The sequence below is a fragment of the Microbacterium enclense genome (assembly GCA_038182865.1).
Lineage (GTDB): Bacteria > Actinomycetota > Actinomycetes > Actinomycetales > Microbacteriaceae > Microbacterium > Microbacterium enclense_B.
Window position 1 is genome coordinate 3,852,676 of the sequence record CP116226.1, and the last position, 25,389, is coordinate 3,878,064.

Consider the following 25,389-nt stretch of genomic DNA (forward strand, 5'->3'; position numbering starts at 1 on the left):
TGTCATGCCCGTAAATGCGAAATGGCCACCCAGCTGTGGGTGGCCATTTCGTGAAAAGAAGTCCGGCGGTGTCCTACTCTCCCACAGGGTCCCCCCTGCAGTACCATCGGCGCTGAGAGGCTTAGCTTCCGGGTTCGGAATGTAACCGGGCGTTTCCCTCTCGCTATGGCCGCCGAAACACTATTGATGTTTCAAAAACCAACAACGATCAATCATTGTTGCGTTCCCGACCGTACATCGAGAACCACTCAGTGGACGCAAGCACCAAAAACGGTGTGTTATCAAGTCATCGGCTTATTAGTACCGGTCAGCTTCACGTATTACTACGCTTCCACATCCGGCCTATCAACCCAGTAGTCTGGCTGGGAGCCTCTCACCCGAAGGTATGGAAGTCTCATCTTGAGGCCGGCTTCCCGCTTAGATGCTTTCAGCGGTTATCCATCCCGAACGTAGCTAATCAGCGGTGCTCCTGGCGGAACAACTGACACACCAGAGGTTCGTCCAACCCGGTCCTCTCGTACTAGGGTCAGATCCTCTCAAACTTCCTACGCGCGCAGCGGATAGGGACCGAACTGTCTCACGACGTTCTAAACCCAGCTCGCGTACCGCTTTAATGGGCGAACAGCCCAACCCTTGGGACCTACTCCAGCCCCAGGATGCGACGAGCCGACATCGAGGTGCCAAACCATGCCGTCGATATGGACTCTTGGGCAAGATCAGCCTGTTATCCCCGAGGTACCTTTTATCCGTTGAGCGACAGCGCTTCCACAAGCCACTGCCGGATCACTAGTCCCGACTTTCGTCCCTGCTCGACCTGTCAGTCTCACAGTCAAGCTCCCTTGTGCACTTACACTCGCCACCTGATTGCCAACCAGGTTGAGGGAACCTTTGGGCGCCTCCGTTACGTTTTGGGAGGCAACCGCCCCAGTTAAACTACCCACCAGGCACTGTCCCTGAACCGGATCACGGTCCTAAGTTAGATATCCAGAGTGACCAGAGTGGTATTTCAACAATGACTCCACACTCACTGGCGTGAATGCTTCAACGTCTCCCACCTATCCTACACAAGCCACACCGAACACCAATACCAAGCTGTAGTAAAGGTCACGGGGTCTTTCCGTCCTGCTGCGCGTAACGAGCATCTTTACTCGTAATGCAATTTCGCCGAGTTCGCGGTTGAGACAGTTGGGAAGTCGTTACGCCATTCGTGCAGGTCGGAACTTACCCGACAAGGAATTTCGCTACCTTAGGATGGTTATAGTTACCACCGCCGTTTACTGGGGCTTAAATTCTCAGCTTCGCCTTGCGGCTAACCGGTCCTCTTAACCTTCCAGCACCGGGCAGGCGTCAGTCCGTATACATCGTCTTGCGACTTGGCACGGACCTGTGTTTTTAGTAAACAGTCGCTACCCACTAGTCTCTGCGGCCACCACACCCTTTCGGAGCAAGTCCTAATAAGTGGATGGCCCCCCTTCTCCCGAAGTTACGGGGGCATTTTGCCGAGTTCCTTAACCACGATTCTCTCGATCTCCTTGGTATTCTCTACCTGACCACCTGAGTCGGTTTGGGGTACGGGCAGCTAGAACCTCGCGTCGATGCTTTTCTTGGCAGCATAGGATCACCCACTTTTTATCCGCATCGTGTCTCAGCCTCAATGACTCCCGGATTTGCCTAAGAGTCGGCCTACGCACTTGCACCAGGACAACCATCGCCTGGCTTGGGCTACCTTCCTGCGTCACACCTGTTAATACGCTAGCCGCACCAGCATGGGGTCGAGCGTTCACACAGACGGTCCTCACCCCGAAGGGATCCGACACATTCTGAGCTAGGACTCTTAGCACCACTGGATTAGCTTGGGCGGTTCTTCGCCGGTACGGGAATATCAACCCGTTGTCCATCGACTACGCCTGTCGGCCTCGCCTTAGGTCCCGACTTACCCAGGGAAGATTAGCTTGACCCTGGAACCCTTGGTCTTTCGGAGGACGTGTTTCTCACACGTCTTTCGCTACTCATGCCTGCATTCTCACTCGTGTAGCGTCCACGGCTGGGTCACCCCGCCGCTTCACTCGCCACACGACGCTCTCCTACCCATCAACACGGCTGGACCACGAAGGCCTACCAAAAATGTCAATGCCACAACTTCGGTGGCGTGCTTGAGCCCCGTTACATTGTCGGCGCGGAATCACTTGACCAGTGAGCTATTACGCACTCTTTCAAGGGTGGCTGCTTCTAAGCCAACCTCCTGGTTGTCAAAGCAACTCCACATCCTTTCCCACTTAGCACGCGCTTAGGGACCTTAGTTGGTGGTCTGGGTTGTTTCCCTCTCGACTATGAAGCTTATCCCCCACAGTCTCACTGCTGCGCTCTCACTTACCGGCATTCGGAGTTTGGCTGACGTCAGTAACCTTGTAGGGCCCATCGGCCATCCAGTAGCTCTACCTCCGGCAAGAAACACGCAACGCTGCACCTAAATGCATTTCGGAGAGAACCAGCTATCACGAAGTTTGATTGGCCTTTCACCCCTATCCACAGCTCATCCCCTCAGTTTTCAACCTAAGTGGGTTCGGTCCTCCACGACGTCTTACCGTCGCTTCAACCTGGCCATGGATAGATCACTTCGCTTCGGGTCTAGGACACGCGACTGAATCGCCCTATTCAGACTCGCTTTCGCTACGGCTACCCCACACGGGTTAACCTCGCCACGTATCGCTAACTCGCAGGCTCATTCTTCAAAAGGCACGCTGTCACCCCTACTAAGGAGGCTCCAACGGTTTGTAAGCAAACGGTTTCAGGTACTATTTCACTCCCCTCCCGGGGTACTTTTCACCTTTCCCTCACGGTACTTGTCCGCTATCGGTCATCTGGGAGTATTTAGGCTTATCAGGTGGTCCTGACAGATTCACACGGGATTTCTCGGGCCCCGTGCTACTTGGGATACTCTTCACGCCAAGAACAGGCATTTCGACTACGGGGTTCGCACCCTCTATGACCGGCCATTCAAAACCGTTCGTCTATACCCTCTTGTCACGTCGACTGCTCGGCAGAACAATCAGAAAAGTCCCACAACCCCCAACATGCAACGCCTGCCGGCTATCACACACGCTAGGTTTAGCCTCTTCCGGTTTCGCTCGCCACTACTCACGGAATCGCTGTTGCTTTCTCTTCCTGTGGGTACTGAGATGTTTCACTTCCCCACGTTCCCTCTACCCGCCCTATATATTCAGGCGGGAGTCACCAGGTACGCACGCGCCCTGGCGGGGTTTCCCCATTCGGACACCCTCGGATCAAAACTCGCTTATCAGTTCCCCGAGGCTTATCGCAGATTGCTACGTCCTTCTTCGGCTCCAGATGCCAAGGCATCCACCGTTTGCTCTTAAAGACTTGAAATCACATGAGTTGAATCGTCAAAAAATTGACTAATGATCTTTAAGATCATCTTCACGACACAACCCGAAGGTCATGTCGAAGATGCTCGCGTCCACTGTGTAGTTCTCAAAGTACGGGCGGTACCCACCCCAACAACCACAACCGTGGCGCCAGGACAGGCCCTCGAGGAACAGCCACCAACCACCAGCCCAAAGACTCAGCGATCAGCGCCCGGCCCCTCAGGACCCAACAGCGTGCATGCACCCACCCCTCCGACCCGAACCGTTCCAACAGCAAGCTGCGTACTAGACCCGAAATCCTCAGTGTGAGCACCTCATCAAATGTTCCACCCATGAGCTAACCGGCAGACACATTCGGTCTGATCCGGCGCCTGGACACTCACAACCCGAAGGCCATCAGTGCCAGATGCTCCTTAGAAAGGAGGTGATCCAGCCGCACCTTCCGGTACGGCTACCTTGTTACGACTTAGTCCTAATTACCGATCCCACCTTCGACGGCTCCCTCCACAAGGGTTGGGCCACCGGCTTCAGGTGTTACCGACTTTCATGACTTGACGGGCGGTGTGTACAAGACCCGGGAACGTATTCACCGCAGCGTTGCTGATCTGCGATTACTAGCGACTCCGACTTCATGAGGTCGAGTTGCAGACCTCAATCCGAACTGGGACCGGCTTTTTGGGATTCGCTCCACCTTACGGTATTGCAGCCCTTTATACCGGCCATTGTAGCATGCGTGAAGCCCAAGACATAAGGGGCATGATGATTTGACGTCATCCCCACCTTCCTCCGAGTTGACCCCGGCAGTATCCCATGAGTTCCCACCATTACGTGCTGGCAACATAGAACGAGGGTTGCGCTCGTTGCGGGACTTAACCCAACATCTCACGACACGAGCTGACGACAACCATGCACCACCTGTTTACGAGTGTCCAAAGAGTTGACCATTTCTGGCCCGTTCTCGTATATGTCAAGCCTTGGTAAGGTTCTTCGCGTTGCATCGAATTAATCCGCATGCTCCGCCGCTTGTGCGGGTCCCCGTCAATTCCTTTGAGTTTTAGCCTTGCGGCCGTACTCCCCAGGCGGGGAACTTAATGCGTTAGCTGCGTCACGGAAACCGTGGAATGGTCCCCACAACTAGTTCCCAACGTTTACGGGGTGGACTACCAGGGTATCTAAGCCTGTTTGCTCCCCACCCTTTCGCTCCTCAGCGTCAGTTACGGCCCAGAGATCTGCCTTCGCCATCGGTGTTCCTCCTGATATCTGCGCATTCCACCGCTACACCAGGAATTCCAATCTCCCCTACCGCACTCTAGTCTGCCCGTACCCACTGCAGGCCCGAGGTTGAGCCTCGGGATTTCACAGCAGACGCGACAAACCGCCTACGAGCTCTTTACGCCCAATAATTCCGGATAACGCTTGCGCCCTACGTATTACCGCGGCTGCTGGCACGTAGTTAGCCGGCGCTTTTTCTGCAGGTACCGTCACTTTCGCTTCTTCCCTGCTAAAAGAGGTTTACAACCCGAAGGCCGTCATCCCTCACGCGGCGTTGCTGCATCAGGCTTCCGCCCATTGTGCAATATTCCCCACTGCTGCCTCCCGTAGGAGTCTGGGCCGTGTCTCAGTCCCAGTGTGGCCGGTCACCCTCTCAGGCCGGCTACCCGTCGACGCCTTGGTGAGCCATTACCTCACCAACAAGCTGATAGGCCGCGAGCCCATCCCAGACCGAAAAATCTTTCCAACCCCCACCATGCGATGAGAGCTCATATCCAGTATTAGACGCCGTTTCCAGCGCTTATCCCAGAGTCCAGGGCAGGTTGCTCACGTGTTACTCACCCGTTCGCCACTGATCCACCAAGCAAGCTTGGCTTCACCGTTCGACTTGCATGTGTTAAGCACGCCGCCAGCGTTCATCCTGAGCCAGGATCAAACTCTCCGTAAAAGAAAAAAGCCCACCCAACCGGAATAAGGTCGGGACAAGCGAGTTCAATCTGACCAAACAGGAAGTCAAAACTGACTATCCAGATGCCAACCCCAAAGGGTTGGACTTTGATCCAAAGGAATTTCTCGCAATCCAACAAAAGTCAGACCGACGAGGAATAAATTGGCATTTGACAAGTGCACGCTGTTGAGTTCTCAAGGAACGGACGCACCCACAGAAACGATCTCTCGACCTACCCGTGAGGCAGTTCACATCTATATTCGATCATTCGAACCTTGCGGCTCTCACAGTGGGACCTATCAATGAGATCAACGTCGTGAGACCCGGTCGAAGACCAGAAACAAAACCTTACACCATGTGGAGGGGTCTTGGGTTGTTCTCCGCTTGAGAGGACGCGGGGCCTTTCGGCCGCTCCGCTCTCCCCTGTGGGGCGAACAAGTAATAAGTTACGCGGATCCCGCCCACCCGTCCAATCCACACCACCGCCCGGGCGTGTCGCACCCCGAAAACCGCGGAAAAACGCGGTTGGAGCGCGATCGCGCCGTAGGAGACGGCCTACGGCCTCCAGGGGTCAGATCCGCACCGGGATCGGTGGCAGCGAGGTGGCGGCATCCAGGTGTCCGCCTGTGAACTCGATACCGCCGAAGAACATTGCTCCCAGGACGAGCGCGAACACGAACGCAATCGACAGGAAGAGCACGGCGGAGCCGGCGAGGGCGATCACGAGAGGAAGTCGGTTTGCCATAGGACGATCATCCCCCGACGGACTGTCGGGGAACCAGGGCTTGCGCACGAACGACCGAAGGCCGGCACCCCGAGGGGTACCGGCCTTCGATGAGGAACCGATCAGCGACCGGAGAGCTTCTCGCGAAGCGCAGCCAGCGACTCGTCGTCGGCGAGGGTGCCCTGTGCGGGCGACTCCGACGAGAACGAGCCACCGAACGAACCGGCGTCGGTGGGGTTCGCAGCCTCGGCCTCGAGAGCCTTGGCGACGGCGGCCTTGTGAGCCTCCCAGCGACCCTGGGCCGCGGCGTACTCCTGCTCCCACTGCTCGCGCTGAGCGTCGAAGCCCTCGAGCCACGCACCCGACTCGGGGTCGAAGCCCTCGGGGTACTTGTACTCGCCACGCTCGTCGTACTCGGTGGCCATGCCGTACAGCGCCGGGTCGAACTCGGTGCCGTTGGGGTCGACCGACTCGTTGGCCTGCTTCAGCGACAGCGAGATGCGACGACGCTCGAGGTCGATGTCGATGATCTTGACGAAGACCTCTTCGCCGACCGACACGACCTGCTCGGCGAGCTCCACGTGCTTGCCCGAAAGCTCGGAAATGTGCACGAGGCCCTCGATGCCGTCGGCCACGCGGACGAACGCGCCGAACGGGACGAGCTTGGTGACCTTGCCCGGCGCGATCTGACCGATCGCGTGGGTCCGGGCGAACACCTGCCACGGGTCTTCCTGCGTCGCCTTGAGCGAGAGCGACACGCGCTCGCGGTCGAGGTCGACCTCGAGGATCTCGACGGTGACCTCCTGGCCCACCTCGACGACCTCGGAGGCGTGCTCGATGTGCTTCCAGGACAGCTCGGAGACGTGCACGAGGCCGTCCACGCCGCCCAGATCGACGAAGGCACCGAAGTTCACGATCGAGGAGACCGTGCCCTTGCGGACCTGACCCTTGTGCAGGTTGTTCAGGAACGTGGTGCGCGACTCGGACTGCGTCTGCTCCAGCAGCGCGCGGCGCGAGAGCACCACGTTGTTGCGGTTCTTGTCGAGCTCGAGGATCTTCGCTTCGATCTCCTGGCCGAGGTACGGCGTGAGGTCGCGCACACGGCGCAGCTCGATGAGCGAGGCCGGCAGGAAGCCGCGGAGGCCGATGTCGACGATGAGGCCACCCTTGACGACCTCGATCACGGAGCCGGTGACAACACCGTCGTTCTCCTTGATCTTCTCGACGTCGCCCCACGCACGCTCGTACTGCGCGCGCTTCTTGGACAGGATGAGGCGGCCTTCCTTGTCCTCCTTCTGGAGGACGAGGGCCTCGACGTGATCGCCGACGTTGACGACCTCGTTGGGGTCGACGTCGTGCTTGATCGAAAGCTCGCGGGAGGGGATGACACCCTCCGTCTTGTAACCGACGTCGAGGAGAACCTCGTCGCGGTCGATCTTCACGACGGTGCCTTCGATGAGGTCGCCATCGTTGAAGAACTTGAGGGTCTTCTCGACCGCGGCCAAGAAGTCTTCGGCGGAGCCGATGTCGTTGATCGCGACCTGCTTGGTAGCCGGGGCGGTCGTTGCGGTAGTCATGTAGTGGGTTGTCCTAGTGGGTGGGTGTCGGGCTTCGGCTCCTGCGAGGCGGTTCCGGGTGGGACCGCGCCCGGCCGAGCGCCACTCGCCGGAAGGCGAACGAAAGCGACGAGCCGAAGCGAAGCGGATTGTTTGTTCGATATCACGCGCTCTTACCCGTGGTGCGGGATAGCCAGACGAGTGACACTTCATCCTAACTCATTGCGAGCCCGCGGCGCTGACCGGGTCGACGCGTGATCGCTACCGCGCGCACCTGGGCCGGAGCCCGGCGGCGTCCATTGCCCAGGTTGCGTCCAGATTGGCATGCCAGGCTCCCCGTTTCGTGCCCGTCAACGGCGGGCAGGACGCGCTGGTCTCCGCCGTCCTCGCGATACGAAACCGGTTTTATGAGTTCTGATTCGACACCCCCGCTGAACCGCCGTAACCGCCGCCAGGCCGCCCGCCGCTCCCGCCGTCGCCCGGCGATCACGGCCGGAGTCGTGGCCCTGGGGATCGTCGCGACGGCCACCCTCACGGGCACGGCCCCGATCGCGCAAGCCACGGCCTCCCCCGCACTCCTGACGGCCTCCAGCTTCCAGCTCGCCTCGTACACCGCTCCGGAAACGACCGCGGCTCCCGAGGTCACGGACGCTCGCGCGGCCGAGGCGTCGGCCACGGCCGCCCTGCAGGCCGTCACGTCGGTGCAGAGCGACATCGCGGCATCCGGACTCGACATCGGTCAGCCCGCCGACGTCGACACGACCGCCCTTCAGGAAGCGGCCGACCGTCTGGATGCCGCCCAGGTGCTGCCCCCGGCGTTCCTCCCCGGCGTGACGAGCGAGGTCGCCGCCGCGGCATCGGCCGTCGACCAACGGGTCAGCGAGCTGCGCGGCGGCCTCGATGCCGCGGTGGCGAAGAAGCAGGCCGAAGAGGCCGCCGAGAAGGCGCGTCAGGAGGCGGAGGCTGCCGCCGCAGCGAAGGCTCGCGCCGAGGCCGAAGCCCAAGCGGAGGCCCGTTCCACGACCCCCTCCGACGACTCCTCCGGGGGAGGCTCGTGGACTCCCCCGCCGTCCTCCGGTGGCGGATCGGGCGACAACAGCCCGGGCGGAGCCCAGGCGACCGCTCGCGGCATGCTCGCCGGCTACGGCTGGGGCGACGACCAGTTCGGGTGCCTCGTGTCGCTGTGGAACCGCGAGTCCGGGTGGAACTATCAGGCGTACAACGCCGGCAGTGGTGCGTACGGCATCCCTCAGGCTCTCCCCGGAAGCAAGATGTCCTCGGCCGGCGGCGACTGGCAGACCAACGCGGCGACCCAGATCGCGTGGGGACTCGGATACATCTCCGGGCGTTACGGCAGTCCGTGCGGCGCATGGGATCACTCGCAGTCCACCGGGTGGTACTGAGTCCGCGTCACCTCCACCGCACCACCGAGCGCGCCGCCCCGGAGAATGCTCCGGCGCGGCGCGCTTCGCTGAGTGCGACATCGCCCTCGGACACGCCGGCCTCGTGCAGCACGACCGGGCCCACGCGACGCCGCCATTGCTGGGCGAACAGACCCGCCGTGTCACGGCGCCGTCCGACCTCCGAGGGAACAGCGAGGAAGCGCCGAGGTCGTCCGCGACGGGCGGCGGCCAGCGCCGCCTCCACCGGCCATGCTCCCCTGCCGCGATCGACCTCCACGATGAAGCGGGGAGAACGGATCGGGGCGCACACCTCGATCAGCGCCTGACCGAACGTCCGGCGATCGGCCGGCCCCGTGTGCGGCATCCGGACGTCGAAGCGATGGAGCTGCGTATCGGCATCCGCCGGGACCACCACCGGTGGCCCCGCGTGCGCGTCCACCCGCCCCGCTGTTGCGAGCACGTCCCACAGCACATGGGTCATCCGCTGTACCGTCGCCTGCGCGTCACGGACCCGTCGCCGCGCGCGGCGCCAGGACACCCCGAGCGGCACCGCCGTGAAGCCACCCGCGAGGGCGGCCACCACGACGAACGGCGGCGCGACATCGGGAGCGAGCGCGACCAGTGCGGCGACCGCCGTCCCCGTCGCCCCCACGGTCGTCCCGAGAGCGGCGCCGAGTGACCGGGCCGCCCCGACCGACGACGGGAAGAGCGGCGTGTCGGCGCGGTACTCCACGACGAAGGACTCCTCTTCGACGTCGTCGTAGGGCTCTCCGATGCGCCATCGCTCGCGCGTCTGCGCGCGTGACGGGATCGACGTCAGGTTGCCCACGTCGACAACGGACGCCGCCGGCGCCTTCGCGACGACCTCCGCGAGCGCGTGGCGCTGCATCTGCCCGAGCGCGGCGTCGAGCCCCCGCACCACCCGGTCGGGATCGTCGATGTCGACACCCCAGAGCCGCGCGTGCTTGCGGCGGAGGCGGGCGGCATCCGGTTGCGCTTCGAGGGGCACGCCCGGCGGGACGAGCGCGGTCACCGTCCAGTTGTGGGCCGTCTTCTCAGGCCACGCAGGATCGAGTCGCAGAGTTCGACCGCGCAGCTGCTGCATGGCCGAGTCGCTCGCGGCAGCGGTCAGGTCGACGAGAGTGTTCACCCGGGGGCAGTCCCATCCCTCGCCGAACAGTCCGCGCGTACCGACGACGACCTGGAGATCACCGCGGGTGAGCAGCCGCGCCGCGGCGCCGACGAGCCCCGCGCCGGCCATCCCCCGCAGGTCCACGACGTTCGGGTCGTCGTCGACGGGCACCGCCGTCACATCGACGCCGAGCTCGGCGCGAAGAGCCGGGAGGAGCGTCGCAGCGTCGTGGCGCGCCACGCGCACGGTCGAGGATGTGACGAGCATCGCTCGCAGCCCCGCGGTCGCGGCATCCGTCACCAGAACCGAGAAGGTGCGAACTGCTCCCGCCGCGCCGAGAAGACCTCCGTGCACATTGCCGTGCCGCGCGAAATCGGTCACGACGAGCGCCCGGAGACCGTCGCCGAGCACAGCGGCCTCGGCCGCGAGGATGTCGCAGACACCGCGGTCTTTCGCCAGCGACGAGGTCAGCACCGAATCGATCGGATCGCGGGTCCGGCGGACCCCGCGATCGGTGAGCGCATAGCCGAAATCGGCGAGGAGCAGGCGCAGGCGTTCCCACTCCTCGGAGCGCGACGGATCGGGGAGGACCTGGTCGAGCGCGAAGCGTCCGAGCAGTCGCAGCGTCTCGTCCGTGGTCGGAGGACGCCGCGCGAGCGCGGGGAGGCGCGCCGTCACCGGGTCGTCGGGGGCGACGAGGGAGAACATGGCGGCGGCCGCCTCGGCGCCCGCGTAATCGGCCGCGAAGGCCGCGGCGAGGCGCCGGTCGATCTCGTCACCGTCGCGGGTGGCCGAGCCCCCGCCGTCGGTCTCCGCGACCGCGCGGGAAGAAAGAGCAGGCTGCAGGATGCCGAGGAGCGTGGCGCGTCCGGAACCGACGGCGAACGAGGTGCGCAGCGCCACCTGGAGCGCCTCGGCGTGCGCGGCGAGGAACATCCGCTCCTCCGCCGTCGGCTCCACGATGTGGACGAGGTCGCGGTACGGCGCGAGGTCGCCCTCGCGGACGACGGCGGGCACCGGGACCTCGAGGTCGACGTCGCCCAGCAGGGAGACGTAGTTGTCGTACTCGTCGGCGTCGTCGGGCGAGGGCAGGGTCGCGGTGAGACCGATGACCAGGGGCTCGCGCCCCTCGGCCCGAATCCGCGCGACCAGGGCGGCCACCACGAGTGCCCAGTGGTCGAGGAGGTGGTGGCACTCGTCGAGCACGATCGTTTCGACGCCATGGGCGACGAGGCGATCGATGAGGTCGCGCGCATTCGGGTGCAGCGCGGCAGTGAGCACCGCGGCATCCTGCCGTGCGAGCGACCGCCGGATCGCCCGCGCCCGAGAACGGACACCACGGCGATAGGCGGCGGGGTTCGTGCGGGCGAGCGCGTCGAGCCACGCCATAGCGGCCTGGGGTGAACGCTCGTCGGCCTCGAGCTCGGTGAGCCAGCGGTCGCGAGCGAGCGCGTCGAACGGTGAGGCGGAGTCGACCACGCTGATCGATTGATACGTCAAGGCGGTGAGGGCGGCCGGCGCCTCCGGGTCGTCGGAGACCGCAGCGTCGTCATGCGCGAGTCCCCTCGCCGCCTCGGCCCACTGCCCGCGGATGGCAAGCGTGGGAGCGAAGGCCACCGCCCGCCGACCCCGGCGGGCCGCCAGCAGCAATCCGAGAAGCGTCTTGCCGGACCCGGGTGGGGCCACCAGGTGCAACGGCCGGCCCGCATCCACGTCGACCTTCTCGAGGGCGGCCGCCTGATAGGTGCGCAGAGTGCCGTCGAAGCGCCAGCCAGCGAGCGGACGGGCGGGGTCGAGGTGCACCGGGACAGTCTAAAGAGCCGCCCCTCGCCCTACCCGCCGTTGCGCCGCGCGATCGCCCCAGCCAGGAGTGCGTGCGAGAGAGGAGCGATCGAGGCGATCATCAACAGCGTCCCCCACACGGCCTGCTCGCTCTCGAGGAGGATGCCGCCGATGAGGAGGCCCGTGAACAGCACCGCCGACAGCACGCGACGGATCATGCGCTCCAGGTCGCGCAGGCGGCGTTCGATCCGGGGGGTCTCCACGGAGACGGCGCCCTCTTCGAAGCGCGAGACGAGAGTGTCGATGCGGCGCGGGAGACGAGCGGTCACGGCGGCGACGGCGCCCACTTCACGCACGAGAGTCTGAGCCGTGTTGCCGCTCTCCTCGCGGATGAGCCGCTGCGCGTAGGGCTCGACGGCGTCCCAGATGTTGAACGCCGGGTCGAGCGCGCTGCACATGCCGCTGGTCAGCGACATCGCCCGCACGATGAGGAGGAAATTTTCGGGAAGCTGGAACGGCAGCGTGCGAACCACATCGCCGAACTCGACGGCGAACGCGCGGAACTCCCGTGGGTCGACCTCCTGCAGCTCGGCGAAACCCATGCCACCGAAACGCGAGAACAGCTGCGTCATCGCCCGCTCGAGCTGCACGGTGTCCGCGGAAGGGAGGAGGACCCCGATGTCGCGGATGCCGTCGACGAGGCCCTTCCCGTCACGCGAGGCCGCCGCGATCAGCACGCGACGCAATCCCCGCCGCAGACCCGGCGGGACCTCGCCCATCATCCCGAAATCGATGAAGGTGAACCGCCACGCCGGGGCGGTGGCATCCGGAGACGACACGGGGGTCACGAAGACGTTGCCGGGGTGCGGATCGGCGTGGAAGAAGCCGTCCTCGAAGAGCTGGTCGAACATGACCGCCGCGAAACGCGCGGCGACGTCGGACGGGTCGATGCCCGCCGCGCGCAGGGAGTCTGTGTCGGTGATCTTGATCGCGGAGACGTCTTCCAGCGTCAGCACCCGACGGGTCGTGCGCTCCCACGCCACCGCGGGGACGGCGACTCCCCCGTCGCCGCCGAAGTCGGCCGCGAAGCGCTCGGAATCGGCGGCCTCGTGCAAATAGTCGATCTCTTCGAGGCTGGTGATCGCGAACTCCTCGACGAGCGAGGGCATGTCGACGCGGTCCGAGACGAGCGAGACCTTGCTCAGCCAGCGGCCGACCTTGCGCAGGGCACGGAGGTCGACGTCGACGATGCGGTCGATGCCGGGACGCTGGATCTTGATGACGACCGAGCGGAGCCCGCTCTCCGCGGCCATCTCGTCCGTGAGCGTCGCCCGGTGCGCTTGCCCGAGCGAGGCCGCCGCGAGGGGTCTCTCGTCGACCGAGGCGAAGGCGCGGGCAAGCGGCATCCCGAGCTCGTGCTCGATCCGTTCGCGCATCTGGACGAACGGCACCGCGGGTACTTCGTCTTGCAGGCCCTCGAGCTCTTTCGTGATGATCGGCGGGAGCACGTCGAGACGCGACGACATGAACTGCCCGACCTTGATCATCAGGCCACCGAGGTCGACCGCGAGCACGTGGAAGCGCTGGGCGATGCGCAGGAGCCGTCGGGTGCGGCCCCGGGCGGAGATCCACCCGAGACCGAACCGCGGCAGGAACAACTCGTACCACCACGCCTGCACGAGGTAGCGGGCGGCGAACCGCGTGATGCGCCGGTAGCGGGCGCGCATGAGGGCGTCGTCGGTCAACGGGTCTCCTGGATGCCGACGTGCCGGGGCACGCGCCGGGTTCGGTCGATCTCAGCCCTGGGCGAGGATGGAGTAGAGCTTACGACGCGCCTCGTCGAGGATCTCGACCGCCTGCGCGATCTGCTCCTTGTCGCCGGTACGGCCGACCTGGGCCGCCGCCTGCGCCAGTTCGATGCCGGCCTTGGGCAGCGCCGTCATGCGGCCGCCGTCTCGCGAGCCCGCGGACTCCCAGGGCGCGGTGCGCTCGGTCGTCTCGTCTCCCGCCGCCGCGCGGCCCTCGGCGGTGAGGGAGTAGGTCTTGCGGCCGTTCGACTCCTCGGACTGGACGAGCCCTTCGTCGGTCAGCAGCTGCAGGGTGGGGTACACCGAACCGGGGCTCGGCTTCCACGACCCTCCGCTGCGGTCCTCGATCTCGCGGATGATCTGGTACCCGTGCATCGGCTGCTCGAGCAGGAGCGAGAGCACCGCCGAGCGCACGTCGCCCTTGTTCATGCGCGGCGCAGAGGCCGTCTTCTGCTCGAACTGGGCGCGAAGCTGTTCGAGCCCCTCGACGATGCTGGAAACGGGCCAGCCGGGGGTGTTGCTCCCGCCGCGTCCGCCGAACGCGTCTCCCAGGAATGAACCACTCATGACGACCTCCTTCGCGCGGACCCGATCTGAGTCAGCGATACATAACGATATATCGCTGAGGGCGCGCGCGGGCCGTCCGCCGGGAGATTCTCAGTACCAGTTCGTCGCCTGCGAGTGACCCCACGCGGAGCACGGAGTGCCATAGCCGCGCGAGATGTAGTCGAGGCCCCACGCGATCTGCGTCGCCGCGTTCGTCGCCCAGTCGTCACCGAAGGTCGCCATCTTGTCACCCGGAAGCGACTGCGGGATGCCGGTGGCGCCGCTGGGGTTGTAGGCCTGGTAGTTCCAGCCCGACTCCTTGGTCCACAGCGAGGAGAGGCAGGAGAACTGGTCGTCGCCCCACCCGTACTTCTCCGAGGCCAACTGCGCGGCGTACGCCTTGGCCCCGTCAGGAGTGTTCACGCGGGCCAGCGCTTCGGCAGCTTCGGCCTGACGCTGCGCCTCGGCGGCAGCGGCAGCTTCGGCCTGACGCTGGGCCTCGGCGGCCGCATCCGCGGCGGCCTTCTCGGCGACGGCCTGGTCGAGGCTGGTGCGCAGGGTCGCGACGCGCTCGGTGACGCGACGCGTCTCGGTCTCGGCGTTCTGGCTGAGCGCCGGCACGAGCACGGTGGGCAGGAGGTCGGAGGTCTGCAGACGCTCGACCGCGTCGCTCAGTGCCGCCGTGTCGACGCTCGTGTCACCCACCGAGAGCGGCAACCCCGCCGAGGTGATGTCGGCCTGGACCGCCGAGGCGCTCGCGAGCGCGGACTGGGCCTGAGCGGCGGCCGTGTCGGCACTCGTACTGACGGCCTGCAGGGTCGGCGTGGAGCCCAGTGCCGCCACGGTCAGAGCGGCCGGCGCGGAGGTCGCCGCCGGAGCGCTGAACGCGGATGCCGAGGCGTCTGGGAGCGACAGCGGGGCCGCGACGGCGAGACCCGTGGTGGCGACCATGCCGAGCGCGAGGCCGGCGCAGGTCGCTGCGGTGGCGAGGGTACGGCGGGCGCGATGAACGGGAACGAGCTTGAGGTCGGAACGCAGCAAGAGAGCACTTTCGTCGGGGACGCGCTCTCGGGCAGAGCGCGGGAATGTGCCGTCGGGTCGACACAAGTCCCCGAGTGTGGGTGCCCGTTCTGGGCGTTATCTCTTCGTTACCTGGGAGGGTCGTGAGAGCGGGTGATCCAGCGGGCGACGCATACCCCCGGGTGGACGGTCCGGAGCACTCTCCCGACGGACCGCTTCGCGGCAGACCTACAAACCGCAGCTGACCAGGTTTTCTTCTCGTTCACGCGATGCCGACGATCGGCATACCCGAGCGGAGTCGCGGGCGCCTCCCGCCAGGTCGCGACGACGGGGCCGATCCACGACGGAAAAAATCGCGAATCAGCCCCTCGTCGTCATACCCGGTGGCGGCGGTAGTAGTCGAGGAGAGCCGCGGTCGAGGCATCCTGTGCGGCAAGGGCCTCGTCGTCGCCTTCGATCGCGGGGGCGATCTGCAGGGCGAGCTGCTTGCCCAGCTCGACACCCCACTGGTCGAAGGAATTGATGCCCCAGATCGTTCCCTGCGTGAACGTGATGTGCTCGTACAGCGCGATGAGCTGGCCCAGCACCGACGGCGTGAGAGCGGGGGCGAAGATCGACGTCGTCGGCCGGTTCCCGGGGAAGGTGCGTGCCGCGACGAGAGCGCCCGTCGTCCCCTCCGCCTCGACCTCTTCCGCCGTCTTTCCGAAGGCCAGCGCCTTCGTCTGCGCGAGGAAGTTCGCCAGGAAAAGACCGTGTACGTCGCGTCCGTCATCGGCGAGCGGGTATGCCGGGTTCACGAAGGCGATGAAATCGGCCGGGATCAGGCGCGTGCCCTGGTGGATGAGCTGGTAGAAGGCGTGCTGTCCGTTGGTGCCGGGCTCACCCCAGAACACCTCGCCGGTGTCAGTGGTGACAGGCGTTCCGTCCCAGCGCACAGACTTACCGTTCGACTCCATCGTGAGCTGCTGCAGGTAGGCCGCGAAGCGGTGCAGCTGCTGCGCGTACGGCAGCACCGCGTGCGACTGGGCACCGAGGAAGTTGGTGTACCAGACGTTGAGCAGGCCCATGAGGACAGGCACGTTGTTCTCGACCGGAGTGGATGCCACGTGCTCGTCGACCGTGTGGAACCCGGCGAGCAGCTCACGGAACACCTCGGGGCCGAGCGCGATCGCCAACGACAGGCCGATCGCCGAGTCGACGGAGTAGCGGCCGCCCACCCAGTCCCAGAACCCGAACGCGTTGGTCGGGTCGATGCCGAACGCCTCGACCTTGTCGAGGGCCGTCGAGACCGCGACGAAGTGGTGGGCGACGGCGTCGGTGCGGGCGGCATCCGTGTCGTCGATCGCCCCGGCGGCGGTGAGCTTCTCCCACAGCCAGTCTCGGGCCAGACGCGCGTTCGTCAGGGTCTCAAGGGTCGTGAAGGTCTTCGACGCGACGATGAAGAGCGTCGTCTCGGGGTCGAGATCGGCGGTCTTCTGCGCGATGTCGGTGGGGTCGATGTTGGAGACGAAGCGGGCGCGGATCCCGGCGTCGGCGTACGGCAGGAGGGCTTCGTAGACCATCACGGGACCGAGGTCGCTGCCGCCGATGCCGATGTTGACGACCGTGGTGACCTTCTTGCCGGTGACGCCCCGCCACTCCCCCGCACGCACACGATCGGCGAAGGCGCTGAGGCGGTCGAGCACCTCCTGCACGTCGTGATCGACCTGTTGACCGTCGACGACGAGCGCCGGTTCGGCGCCGGCGGGGCGGCGGAGAGCGGTGTGCAGGACTGCACGGTCTTCGCTCGTGTTGAGGTGCGCGCCGCGGAGCATCTCGGCGAAGCGCTCGCGCACCCCGGTCTCGGCGGCGAGCGCCACGAGTGCGTCGAGCACATCCGGGGTCACGAGGTTCTTCGACAGATCGACGTGAAGGTCGCCGACCGTGCGCGAGAGATCGCGGGCACGGTCGTCGTCGGCGGCGAACCAGCCGCGGAGGTCGGGCTCGAAGCCGTCGCGCAGCGCGGAGAGGCGGGACCAGGCGGCGGTGGAAGTGGGGTCGATAGGCGCAGTCACGACACCCACGCTAGCGACCCGCGCGGGGCCGCACACGACGGATGACGAAGCCGGGGAAAGGAGCTAGTGATCCGCCGGGTGGGGAGGACGGGCGGGCGCCGGGTCCGGGAGCGCGACCTCGCGTGTGGCATCCCACGGCTCGGTCCAGCCGAGACGATCGAACACCCCATCGAGCACCATGGCGGTGAACCCCCAGACGGTCTGCGGACCGACGGCCGTCTCGAGCATGAACGCCGGGCCGCGCCACTCGCGTCCGTTGCGCCGCACCACCGTCGACCCGCGTCGCGCGGGGTCGAGGAGGTCGGCCACGGGTGCGCGGAACACTTCCGCCGATTCCGCCGCGTCGACGGCGCGCACCGGCGTCGGCCGCGCCCACCAGCCCACGACCGGTGTCACCTCGTGGCGGGAGAAGGCAAGGGGCACGGGCTCGAGGGTGCCGAGCACGTCGACGCCGGCGGGGTCGAGACCCGTCTCCTCCCGTGCCTCGCGCAGCGCCGTCGCCGCGGCATCCGCATCTCCCGGGTCGACCCGTCCGCCGGGGAAGGCGACCTGGCCGGGGTGGGCACGCAGCGTGTTCGCGCGGGCGAGCAGCAGCACGTCGAGGTCACGAGGGACGTGGGACGCCGACCTCCGGCTCGGGATGCCGTCGAGCACACCGAACAGAATGAGTACCGCGGCCGCCCGCGCCTCCCCCTCGACCGGAAGCGCTTGGAGCGCGCTGTACGCGTCGACGGGTGCCGGACCGTTCCGCTGGCGACGGACGAGGTTCTCCAGCTGCGCGCGCGGGGAGGGCATGGATCGAGGTTATGTCGTGCAGCGTCGACTCAGCCGTTGCAGGCCCATCCATCGCCGTCGCGGTCGAGGTCGTAGACGTCCGGCCCCACCCGTCGGGCGTCATCGCGCGATCGGTCCGGGCTCGGTGAAGCAGAACGGCGAACCGCGGTCCGCTGCCGAGTCGGCGCAGAGCGTCCGAAGCCGTGAGCGATCCGGTCGCGTCGGCTCTGCCGTGCGACGCGTCACGCCGGGATCGGCAGCCGCCGTCACGCCGTGACTCGCACCGTCGCCCCGCCGGTTGCGACGGGCCCCGATGCCCGTGAGGCGTCAACGGCGTCGACGGCCCCTTCTCCGTCGGGCGACGGGACGACGGCCGCAGCCTCCTCTCCGACCTCGATCCATCGCGGGTGCGCCGAGGTCCCGATGCGGACGCGCCGCACGGTGGCGGGCACTCCCCCGTCGCCGGCTCGCACGTCGGCTGCCATCGGGGCGGAGTCCGCGGGAACCGACACGTCGTCGCGCGACACCGCCGGGGCCGGCGCGTCCTCCCTCGCGGCGGGGGGCGCGGCGAGGGCCTCCGCGATGATGCGACGCGGGTCATACTGTCGCGGGTCGAGAGCGTGCCACGACGTCGCGTCGGCTGGAACACCGAGTTCGGTCGCGGCGCGCAGCCGCGTGGCATCCACGGCGTGACGGAGCCCGCGAACGAGCGACGCGACCCACGCGACCACCCCGGGCAGCCGCTGCGGGCCGATGACGACCGTGGCGATGAGGCCCACGAGAAGGAGCTTCTCGAACGTCAGACCGAGCACGGCGTCTCCTCTCGAACGGGCGGCGTCGACGCGCGAGCGAGCGCGCGATCGTGCAGCCCCGCGATCGCGAGCGCCGCGGCGTACAGAGCGGTCATCGGGAGGGCGACGAGGAACATCGACATCACGTCGGCGGCGGGCGTCGCGAGGGCGCTGAACAGCACGATGCCCACGACGGCGTATCGCCAGCTCCGGGCGAGGGCGCGGGCGGACAGGATGCCGGCGAGGTTCAGCACCACCAGCACGACGGGCAGAACGAAGGCGACGCCCGTCGCCACCACGATCTTGAGGACGAAGTCGATGTAGGTGCCGGCGTCGAGGATCGTGGAGTCCTCGCTGGAGGCGAACCCGGTGAGCACGGAGACCATGTGCGGGAAGAGCACCAGTCCGGTCGCGCACCCGGCGACGAAGAGCGGCGCGGCCGCCCCGACAGAGCCGAGGACGTATCGGCGCTCCCGGCGCGTCAGACCGGGCAGGACGAAGGCGAACAGCTGATAAAGCCAGACCGGGCTGGAAAGGACGAGACCCGCGACCAGCGACGCGCGCAGACGCAGATCGAACGCCCCGGTGACACTGTCGAAGTTCAGACTGGCGTTGCGCTCTCCCGCGATCTGCGCGATCGGCGCCCGGACCAGCTCCATGAGGGGCTCGTAGAGGAACCACCCGGCGAGCGCGCCGATCGCGACGGCCACCGCCGCCCACACCGCACGGCGCGTCGCCTCGTCGAGGTGAGCGGCGACGGGCATCGGGGCCGACCGGGGCGCCTCGGGACGGACGGACGCGGCGGCGGGAGCGGCGGCGGTGCTCATGGCGTGCTCGGCGGGGTCAGGACGGATGAGCGCGACGTGTGCTCCGAAGGCACGTGGCCCGCGGTGTCGGCGGCCGAGGATGCCGCCGCCTCGGCGGGCGCGTCGCCCACCTCGGTCTTCAGGATGCGGACGGACTGCCCGAGGCTTCGAGCGAGGGCCGGGAGCTTGGCGGCGCCGAAGATGAGGACGACGATCGCCAGCACGATGAGGGCGTGCCAGCCGGTGAGATTCTGCAGCATGAGAGGGTTCCTTTCGATTCTGGTCAGCGCCCGCCGGGCGCGCCGCCGGGCGCGGCGCCCGCGGTCGGAGTGGTGGCGGTGTCGACGCGGACGCCCAAGGCGACCGTCCAGCCGGCGGTGTTGTCGCCCGACGCGGCGGCGAGTTCGAGCGCTCCCCCGTCGTCACCGAAGACGTTGTCGCTGTCGAGCGAGACGCGGGAGAGATTGGATGCCGACGACGGGTAGGCCGCGTCGGCGTAGACGACATCGCACGCGGCCTGCGGGAGCGCAACCTGTGAGGTCGCGATCGCATTCGACGCGTCGGTGATGGCATCCACGTTCGGGTACACCTCGAAGTGGATGTGCGGCCACCGCCCGTCGTAGCAGCCGGGGAAGATCGAGGTGAACGACACGACGCCGTCGGATCCGACGACCTGCACACCTCGGAGGTACGTCTCCTCCTCGATCTCCGAGGAGTACATCGAGTAGCGCCCCTCGGTGTCGCAGTGCCAGACGTACACGGCGGCACCGGCGAAGGGCACGTCGCCGTTCGCGGTGTCGAAGATCGTGAGGTTCAGGGTCATGGGCACGCCCGTGGCCGTGGCGCCTCCGTCGAGGCTCGTGCGCAGGTCGCTGCGGACGATCCCCGACTGCTCGAGGATGTCGGGGCCGTTCGAGCCGTCGCCGGGGTACGGTCCCGCGGTCTCGTCCGGGATCTCGCCGCTGGGGAGAGCGGCTGCCGCGCTCGTCGCCGAGGTCGTCGGGGTCGCCGAGGCGGTGGGGGTGGCGGAAGGCGTGGCGGTGGGGGTCGCGGTCGTCGCTGCGATCGTCCCCGTGGCGGCCGGCGTACACGCCGCGAGGGTGACGGCGCCGGCACCGAGGGCGACGAGCCCGAGAATGCCGCGGCGCGAGACGAGTGTACGGATGTCGAACGGTGCTCCCTGGTCGACGACGGGCTCGTCCGCTCGGTCGAGCAGCCGTCCCTCGTACGCGGGACCGTCGGGGGTCATCTGGGTGTCGGGGATCCTGCTCATGGTCGCCTCCGGGGTCGGGGTGGTGTCGATGCATCGACTGTGCGGGAGGCACCCTGCCCCGAACTTGACCGATTCTGTGCGTCAGCTATGCAAGCCTGGGCGGCGTCACGAGATCGTCGACTGCAGATGGTCCCCGCGGTGTGTGCGCATGTGAGGATGAGGGACGGGAGGGACGACATGTCGGACACGCTGTACGCGGTGACGCTGGTCGTGGACATGCCCATCACGAAGATCGACGCCCTCGACGTCATCTCTTTCGCGGCCGATGGCGGCGTCGAGGACGCCGGCACGGCTCGCCCCCGCGTGTGGCTCGCCCCCCACGCGTGGGCCGAGGTCGAGATCCCGAAGTTCGCCGACCCGCCGCCGTTCGCGATCGACGTCTATTCGGACGTCTCGAGGGAGGTCGCGTGGGCGCAGGCGCACCGCTTGCACGACGCGCTCGAGCGCCTCGGCTGGGAGGTCGAGTCGCCGCGAGGCCTCTCGCGCTGACGGTCGGCGCGCGACCGACCGGGCACGCGCCCCGTGCGTCTCAGAGCGGGAGGTCCACCAGCGCTGCGCTGCGCTCCCACAGCGCCTTCGCCACCGCCGGGTCATCAGCGAGACGATTCGTGCGGGCGGGCCTGTTGTTCGCCAAGAACCCGCCGGGCTCCCAGTCCACCCCCGGCTTGCCGAGCGCCAGCCACGTCAGCCGAGCACCCCCGACAGACGTCGAGGTCATCAGGCGCTGCGCGAGAGGCCCCCCGTAGAGGAACTTCCACGGCCCGTCCGAGGTCGATCCGAAACTCGAGGCGATGACGCCGGGGTGGAAGGCGACGGCCGACAGTCCGACGTCTGCGAACCGACGATGCAGTTCTTTCGTGAACAGCACGTTCGCGAGCTTCGCGTTGCCGTACGCCGTCGTCGAGGAGTAGCGATGCTCGCCCTGCAGATCGTTCAGGTCGAAGCGCGCGAACAGCTTCGCGGCGGCGCTCGAGGTCTGGATGACGGAGGCGCCGGATTCGATCAGACGGTCCCGCAGGAGGTTCGTGAGCAAGAACGGCGCGAGGTGGTTCACCTGGAAGGTCGTCTCGAACCCGTCGGTGGTGAGCGTGCGGGCCCCGAACACGCCACCGGCATTGTTGGCGAGCACGTCGATGCGCGGGTAGCGCTCGAGGAGGGACGCCGCGAGCTGGCGCACCTGCGCCAGGTCGCTGAAGTCGGCGACGAAGGACTCCGCGCCCAGGGTCCGGGCCACTCGTGCCGTCTTCTCGGGGTTGCGTCCGACGACGACCACCTCTTCCCCGAGATCGTTCAACTGCTTCGCCGACGCGGCGCCGATCCCGTCGCTGGCGCCGGTGATGACGATGGTGCGGGGCATACGAACCTCCTGGGCTGGAGACGCCACGCTAACAATCGCCCCGATGACGAAGGCGGGGCTTGCTCCCGGCATCCGGAGTCGTCGAGAACTCACAGCCCGCTCCCAGCCCCACGGGACCAAATCAGCATCGGCCGGCGTTGTCTCCTGTGACGCCCGCGACAGGACGTCATGACGAGAGGACACGAACCGTGAGCACGGAGTACCGGAAGACGTCGGAAGCGCTCAGCCGCCTGACGAACCGCCAGTTCGCCGTCACGCAGGACGACGCCACCGAGCCGCCGTTCCGCAACGAGTACTGGGACAACCACGAGGACGGCATCTACGTCGATGTCGTGTCGGGACAGCCGCTCTTCTCCTCGGCCGACAAGTTCGAGAGCGGATCGGGCTGGCCGAGCTTCACCAAGCCCATCGACGACGCCGCCGTGGTGGAGAAGACCGACCGCACGCTCTGGATGACCCGCACCGAGGTGCGCTCCGCCGGAGCCGACAGCCACCTCGGACACCTGTTCGACGACGGCCCCCGCGACCGTGGTGGGCTGAGATACTGCATGAACTCGGCGGCGATGCGCTTCGTTCCCGTCAGCGAACTCGAGGCCCAGGGGTACGGCGCGTACCTTCCCCTGTTCCGCGAGAGCCGGGCCTCATGAACCTCTTCCCCTTCCGCAACCGCAAAAGGAGCACCAGCATGACCAGCGGACCCACCGACACCGGCGAGATCACCCGGCGCCCCGGCACCGAGACGGCCGTCCTCGCGGGCGGATGTTTCTGGGGCGTCGAAGACCTCATCCGCCGCCAGCCCGGCGTGCTCGACACGCGCGTCGGGTACACCGGCGGCCAGAACGACCACGCGACCTACCGCAACCACCCCGGCCACGCGGAGGCCGTCGAGATCGTCTTCGACCCGACGCAGACCTCGTACCGCGACATCCTCGCGTTCTTCTTCCAGATCCACGACCCGTCGACCCTGAACCGCCAGGGCAATGACATCGGAACGAGCTATCGCTCGGCGATCTTCCCGCTCTCGCCCGAGCAGGAGAAGGTCGCGCGCGACACGATCGCCGATGTCGACGCGTCGGGCATCTGGCCCGCGAAGGCCGTCACCACGATCGAGCCCGAGGCGCCCTTCTGGGAGGCCGAGCCCGAGCACCAGGACTACCTCGTGCGCATCCCGAACGGCTACACGTGCCACTTCGTGCGTCCCGGTTGGGTGCTGCCCAAGCGCGAGGAAGCCTCCGCGTAAGTCGTTTCGGGGCCCGGATGCCATGGCATCCGGGCCCTTCTCATGCCAGGAGCTCGTCGAGCAGACGCGTGACGCGCGCCTTGATGTCGTCGCGGATCGGTCGCACCTCGTCGAGGCTCTTACCCGCGGGGTCGGTCAGCTCCCAGTCCTCGTAGCGCTTGCCGGGGAAGATCGGGCAGGCGTCGCCGCAGCCCATCGTGATGACGGCGTCGGACGCACGCACGTCGTCGGTGAGGAGCAGCTGCGGGACCTCGGCGCCGATGTCGATGCCCTCCTCGGCCATCGCGGCCACCGCCATCGGGTTGAGGGCCGCGCCGGGAGCACTTCCGCCCGACAGCACGGTGACCCGGTCGCCGCCGAGCGCGCGGGCGTAGCCCGCGGCCATCTGCGAGCGACCGGCGTTGTGGACGCACACGAAGAGGATGGTGACGGATGCCATGGGACCATCGTGGCTCGTCCGGGTGAACGGTTGGTGTGCTCGTGACGGCATGCGTCCCCCTCGTATCGCGTGCAACCCCCACCGAAGCCGACAGCACGCTGCGTAGTCTCGCCGGGTGAGCGATTACGACGTCATCGTGGTCGGCGCGGGACTCGCGGGCCTCCGCGCCGCAACGCGACTGGCCGAGGCCGGGCGCGACGTCGTGGTGCTCGAAGCCCACGACGCGGTGGGCGGGCGCGAGCGTACCGACATCGTCGAGGGATTCCGTCTCGACCTCGGCTTTCACGTGCTGAACCCGATCTACCCCGCCGTCCGGCGCTGGGTCGACGTCGATGCGCTCGCGCTCCGACGCTTCCCGGTCGCGGTCGGCGTCCGGCTCGATGACCGGCTCACGCGGCTCTCACACCCGCTACGGGATCCGCGCTCGATCGCACAGACGCTGCGGAGTGGGCTGGTACGCCCTCGAGACCTCGTCGCGCTCGCGCGCTGGGCGGGACCGACGATCGTGAATGCCCGCGCGGCTCAGACCGGAACCGACCGGCCCCTCGCCGAGGGGTGGGATCGGGCGGGTCTGCGGGGCCCCCTGCGGGAGAGCGTGCTCGAGCCGTTCCTCGCCGGTGTTCTCGCCGACGACGAGTACGACACGTCCGATGCGTTCGTGCGCTTGCTGATCCGCAGCTTCGCGCTCGGGCGCCCGGGCGTTCCCGCCGCGGGCATCGGGGCCCTGCCCGCGCAGCTCGCCGACACCGCACGCCGCGCCGGAGCCGGCATCCGTCTCGGCCACCGGGTGGTCTCGACCCGCCGACGCGCGCAGGGGTGGCATGTGGGTGTCGAGGGCCGGGATGCCGTGACAGCCGGGGCCGTGGTGGTCGCCACCGGGCTCGATCCCTCGCTCGACGTGCCGCTCCCCCGTCCTCGCGGGCTCCAGACATGGTGGTTCGCGACCGACACCTCGCCGAGCGACGACGCGGCACTGCGCGTCGACGGTCGCCGCCGCGGGCCGATCGTCAACACCGCGATCATGACGAACACCGCCCCGACCTACGCACCGCGCGGACAGCACCTGATCCAGGCGACGTGCGTCCTTCCTTCCGCCACCGCGGAAGACGACATCCGACGCCAGCTCGCGGAGATGTGGAACGCCGACACCCGACCGTGGCGGCTGCTGCGGCGCGACGACATCCTCCGCGCCCTCCCCGCACAGGAAGCGCCCCTCCTGCTGCGTCGACCCGTGCGCCTCGGCGACGGACGCTACGTCGCGGGCGATCACCGCGACACCGCCTCCATTCAAGGGGCACTGGTGTCGGGGCAACGGGCAGCCGACGCCGTGCTGGCCGACCTGTCCCACTGAGCCCGGCG

Annotated in this window: 19 protein-coding genes and 3 rRNA genes; 5 read left to right on the forward strand and 17 right to left on the reverse strand. The window is 66.9% G+C overall.

Annotated features, from left to right (window positions below; all coding sequences use genetic code 11):
• Nucleotides 1-60 precede the first annotated feature (60 nt).
• The 5 genes from rrf to rpsA all read right to left on the reverse strand — a co-directional run bounded on the left by rrf (nucleotide 61) and on the right by rpsA (nucleotide 7,626).
• Nucleotides 61-177: ribosomal RNA gene (gene rrf, locus PIR02_18275) — 5S ribosomal RNA — on the reverse strand.
• A gap of 100 nt (nucleotides 178-277) precedes the next feature.
• A 23S ribosomal RNA gene (locus PIR02_18280) occupies nucleotides 278-3,387 on the reverse strand.
• A gap of 416 nt (nucleotides 3,388-3,803) precedes the next feature.
• Nucleotides 3,804-5,325 (reverse strand): 16S ribosomal RNA (locus PIR02_18285).
• Together the 16S, 23S and 5S rRNA genes form the textbook arrangement of a ribosomal RNA operon.
• Before the next feature lie 571 nt (nucleotides 5,326-5,896).
• Complete coding sequence (locus PIR02_18290; GenBank protein WZH36673.1) at nucleotides 5,897-6,070, reverse strand: hypothetical protein; 174 nt, start codon at nucleotides 6,068-6,070, stop codon at nucleotides 5,897-5,899.
• A 101-nt stretch (nucleotides 6,071-6,171) separates the two neighbouring features.
• Nucleotides 6,172-7,626 (reverse strand): 30S ribosomal protein S1, encoded by a 1,455-nt coding sequence (gene rpsA, locus PIR02_18295; protein ID WZH36674.1) that lies wholly within the window; start codon nucleotides 7,624-7,626, stop codon nucleotides 6,172-6,174.
• Between the two features lie 386 nt (nucleotides 7,627-8,012).
• Here rpsA and PIR02_18300 point away from each other — a divergent pair, with 386 nt between their 5' ends.
• The gene (locus PIR02_18300; GenBank protein WZH36675.1) at nucleotides 8,013-9,008 is read left to right on the forward strand and encodes a lytic transglycosylase domain-containing protein; all 996 of its coding nucleotides are present in this window, start codon (nucleotides 8,013-8,015) and stop codon (nucleotides 9,006-9,008) included.
• 7 nt (nucleotides 9,009-9,015) lie between these two features.
• Here the strand turns inward: PIR02_18300 and PIR02_18305 are convergent, their stop codons facing one another.
• From PIR02_18305 to PIR02_18350, 10 genes are all read right to left on the reverse strand, one after another.
• A complete protein-coding gene (locus tag PIR02_18305) occupies nucleotides 9,016-11,943 on the reverse strand; it encodes a DEAD/DEAH box helicase family protein (GenBank protein ID WZH36676.1) in 2,928 nt (975 codons plus the stop codon).
• Nucleotides 11,944-11,972: 29 nt separating this feature from the next.
• Nucleotides 11,973-13,649, reverse strand: a complete 1,677-nt coding sequence (locus tag PIR02_18310) for an AarF/UbiB family protein (protein WZH39044.1) — start codon at nucleotides 13,647-13,649, stop codon at nucleotides 11,973-11,975.
• 69 nt (nucleotides 13,650-13,718) lie between these two features.
• Nucleotides 13,719-14,297, reverse strand: a complete 579-nt coding sequence (locus PIR02_18315; protein ID WZH36677.1) for a PadR family transcriptional regulator — start codon at nucleotides 14,295-14,297, stop codon at nucleotides 13,719-13,721.
• A 90-nt stretch (nucleotides 14,298-14,387) separates the two neighbouring features.
• Nucleotides 14,388-15,317 (reverse strand): phospholipase, encoded by a 930-nt coding sequence (locus tag PIR02_18320; protein ID WZH36678.1) that lies wholly within the window; start codon nucleotides 15,315-15,317, stop codon nucleotides 14,388-14,390.
• A gap of 353 nt (nucleotides 15,318-15,670) precedes the next feature.
• Complete coding sequence (gene pgi / locus PIR02_18325; GenBank protein ID WZH36679.1) at nucleotides 15,671-17,350, reverse strand: glucose-6-phosphate isomerase; 1,680 nt, start codon at nucleotides 17,348-17,350, stop codon at nucleotides 15,671-15,673.
• Between the two features lie 63 nt (nucleotides 17,351-17,413).
• A complete protein-coding gene (locus PIR02_18330; GenBank protein ID WZH36680.1) occupies nucleotides 17,414-18,145 on the reverse strand; it encodes a CoA pyrophosphatase in 732 nt (243 codons plus the stop codon).
• A gap of 245 nt (nucleotides 18,146-18,390) precedes the next feature.
• Nucleotides 18,391-18,936 carry a hypothetical protein gene (locus PIR02_18335; protein WZH36681.1) on the reverse strand — a complete coding sequence of 182 codons (546 nt, stop codon included), beginning with the start codon at nucleotides 18,934-18,936 and terminating at the stop codon, nucleotides 18,391-18,393.
• Nucleotides 18,924-19,742 (reverse strand): twin-arginine translocase subunit TatC, encoded by an 819-nt coding sequence (gene tatC, locus PIR02_18340; GenBank protein WZH36682.1) that lies wholly within the window; start codon nucleotides 19,740-19,742, stop codon nucleotides 18,924-18,926. The genes PIR02_18335 and tatC overlap by 13 nt, the downstream gene beginning before the upstream one ends.
• Nucleotides 19,739-19,981 carry a twin-arginine translocase TatA/TatE family subunit gene (locus PIR02_18345; protein WZH36683.1) on the reverse strand — a complete coding sequence of 81 codons (243 nt, stop codon included), beginning with the start codon at nucleotides 19,979-19,981 and terminating at the stop codon, nucleotides 19,739-19,741. Before PIR02_18345 ends, tatC begins: the two co-directional genes overlap by 4 nt.
• A 23-nt stretch (nucleotides 19,982-20,004) precedes the next feature.
• Nucleotides 20,005-20,994 carry an intradiol ring-cleavage dioxygenase gene (locus tag PIR02_18350; GenBank protein WZH36684.1) on the reverse strand — a complete coding sequence of 330 codons (990 nt, stop codon included), beginning with the start codon at nucleotides 20,992-20,994 and terminating at the stop codon, nucleotides 20,005-20,007.
• 177 nt (nucleotides 20,995-21,171) lie between these two features.
• Between PIR02_18350 and PIR02_18355 the strand changes: the two genes are divergently transcribed.
• Nucleotides 21,172-21,483 carry a hypothetical protein gene (locus PIR02_18355; GenBank protein ID WZH36685.1) on the forward strand — a complete coding sequence of 104 codons (312 nt, stop codon included), beginning with the start codon at nucleotides 21,172-21,174 and terminating at the stop codon, nucleotides 21,481-21,483.
• Nucleotides 21,484-21,523: 40 nt separating this feature from the next.
• Here PIR02_18355 and PIR02_18360 read toward each other — a convergent pair whose 3' ends face one another.
• Complete coding sequence (locus PIR02_18360; GenBank protein WZH36686.1) at nucleotides 21,524-22,351, reverse strand: SDR family NAD(P)-dependent oxidoreductase; 828 nt, start codon at nucleotides 22,349-22,351, stop codon at nucleotides 21,524-21,526.
• Between the two features lie 188 nt (nucleotides 22,352-22,539).
• Here PIR02_18360 and msrB point away from each other — a divergent pair, with 188 nt between their 5' ends.
• Complete coding sequence (gene msrB / locus PIR02_18365) at nucleotides 22,540-22,998, forward strand: peptide-methionine (R)-S-oxide reductase MsrB (GenBank protein ID WZH36687.1); 459 nt, start codon at nucleotides 22,540-22,542, stop codon at nucleotides 22,996-22,998.
• Nucleotides 22,999-23,036: 38 nt separating this feature from the next.
• Nucleotides 23,037-23,591 (forward strand): peptide-methionine (S)-S-oxide reductase MsrA, encoded by a 555-nt coding sequence (gene msrA, locus PIR02_18370; protein WZH36688.1) that lies wholly within the window; start codon nucleotides 23,037-23,039, stop codon nucleotides 23,589-23,591.
• Nucleotides 23,592-23,631: 40 nt separating this feature from the next.
• Here msrA and PIR02_18375 read toward each other — a convergent pair whose 3' ends face one another.
• A complete protein-coding gene (locus PIR02_18375) occupies nucleotides 23,632-24,030 on the reverse strand; it encodes an arsenate reductase ArsC (protein WZH36689.1) in 399 nt (132 codons plus the stop codon).
• 115 nt (nucleotides 24,031-24,145) lie between these two features.
• On the opposite strand from PIR02_18375, the gene PIR02_18380 reads away from it, so the two are divergent.
• Nucleotides 24,146-25,381 carry an FAD-dependent oxidoreductase gene (locus PIR02_18380; GenBank protein WZH36690.1) on the forward strand — a complete coding sequence of 412 codons (1,236 nt, stop codon included), beginning with the start codon at nucleotides 24,146-24,148 and terminating at the stop codon, nucleotides 25,379-25,381.
• Nucleotides 25,382-25,389 lie beyond the last annotated feature (8 nt).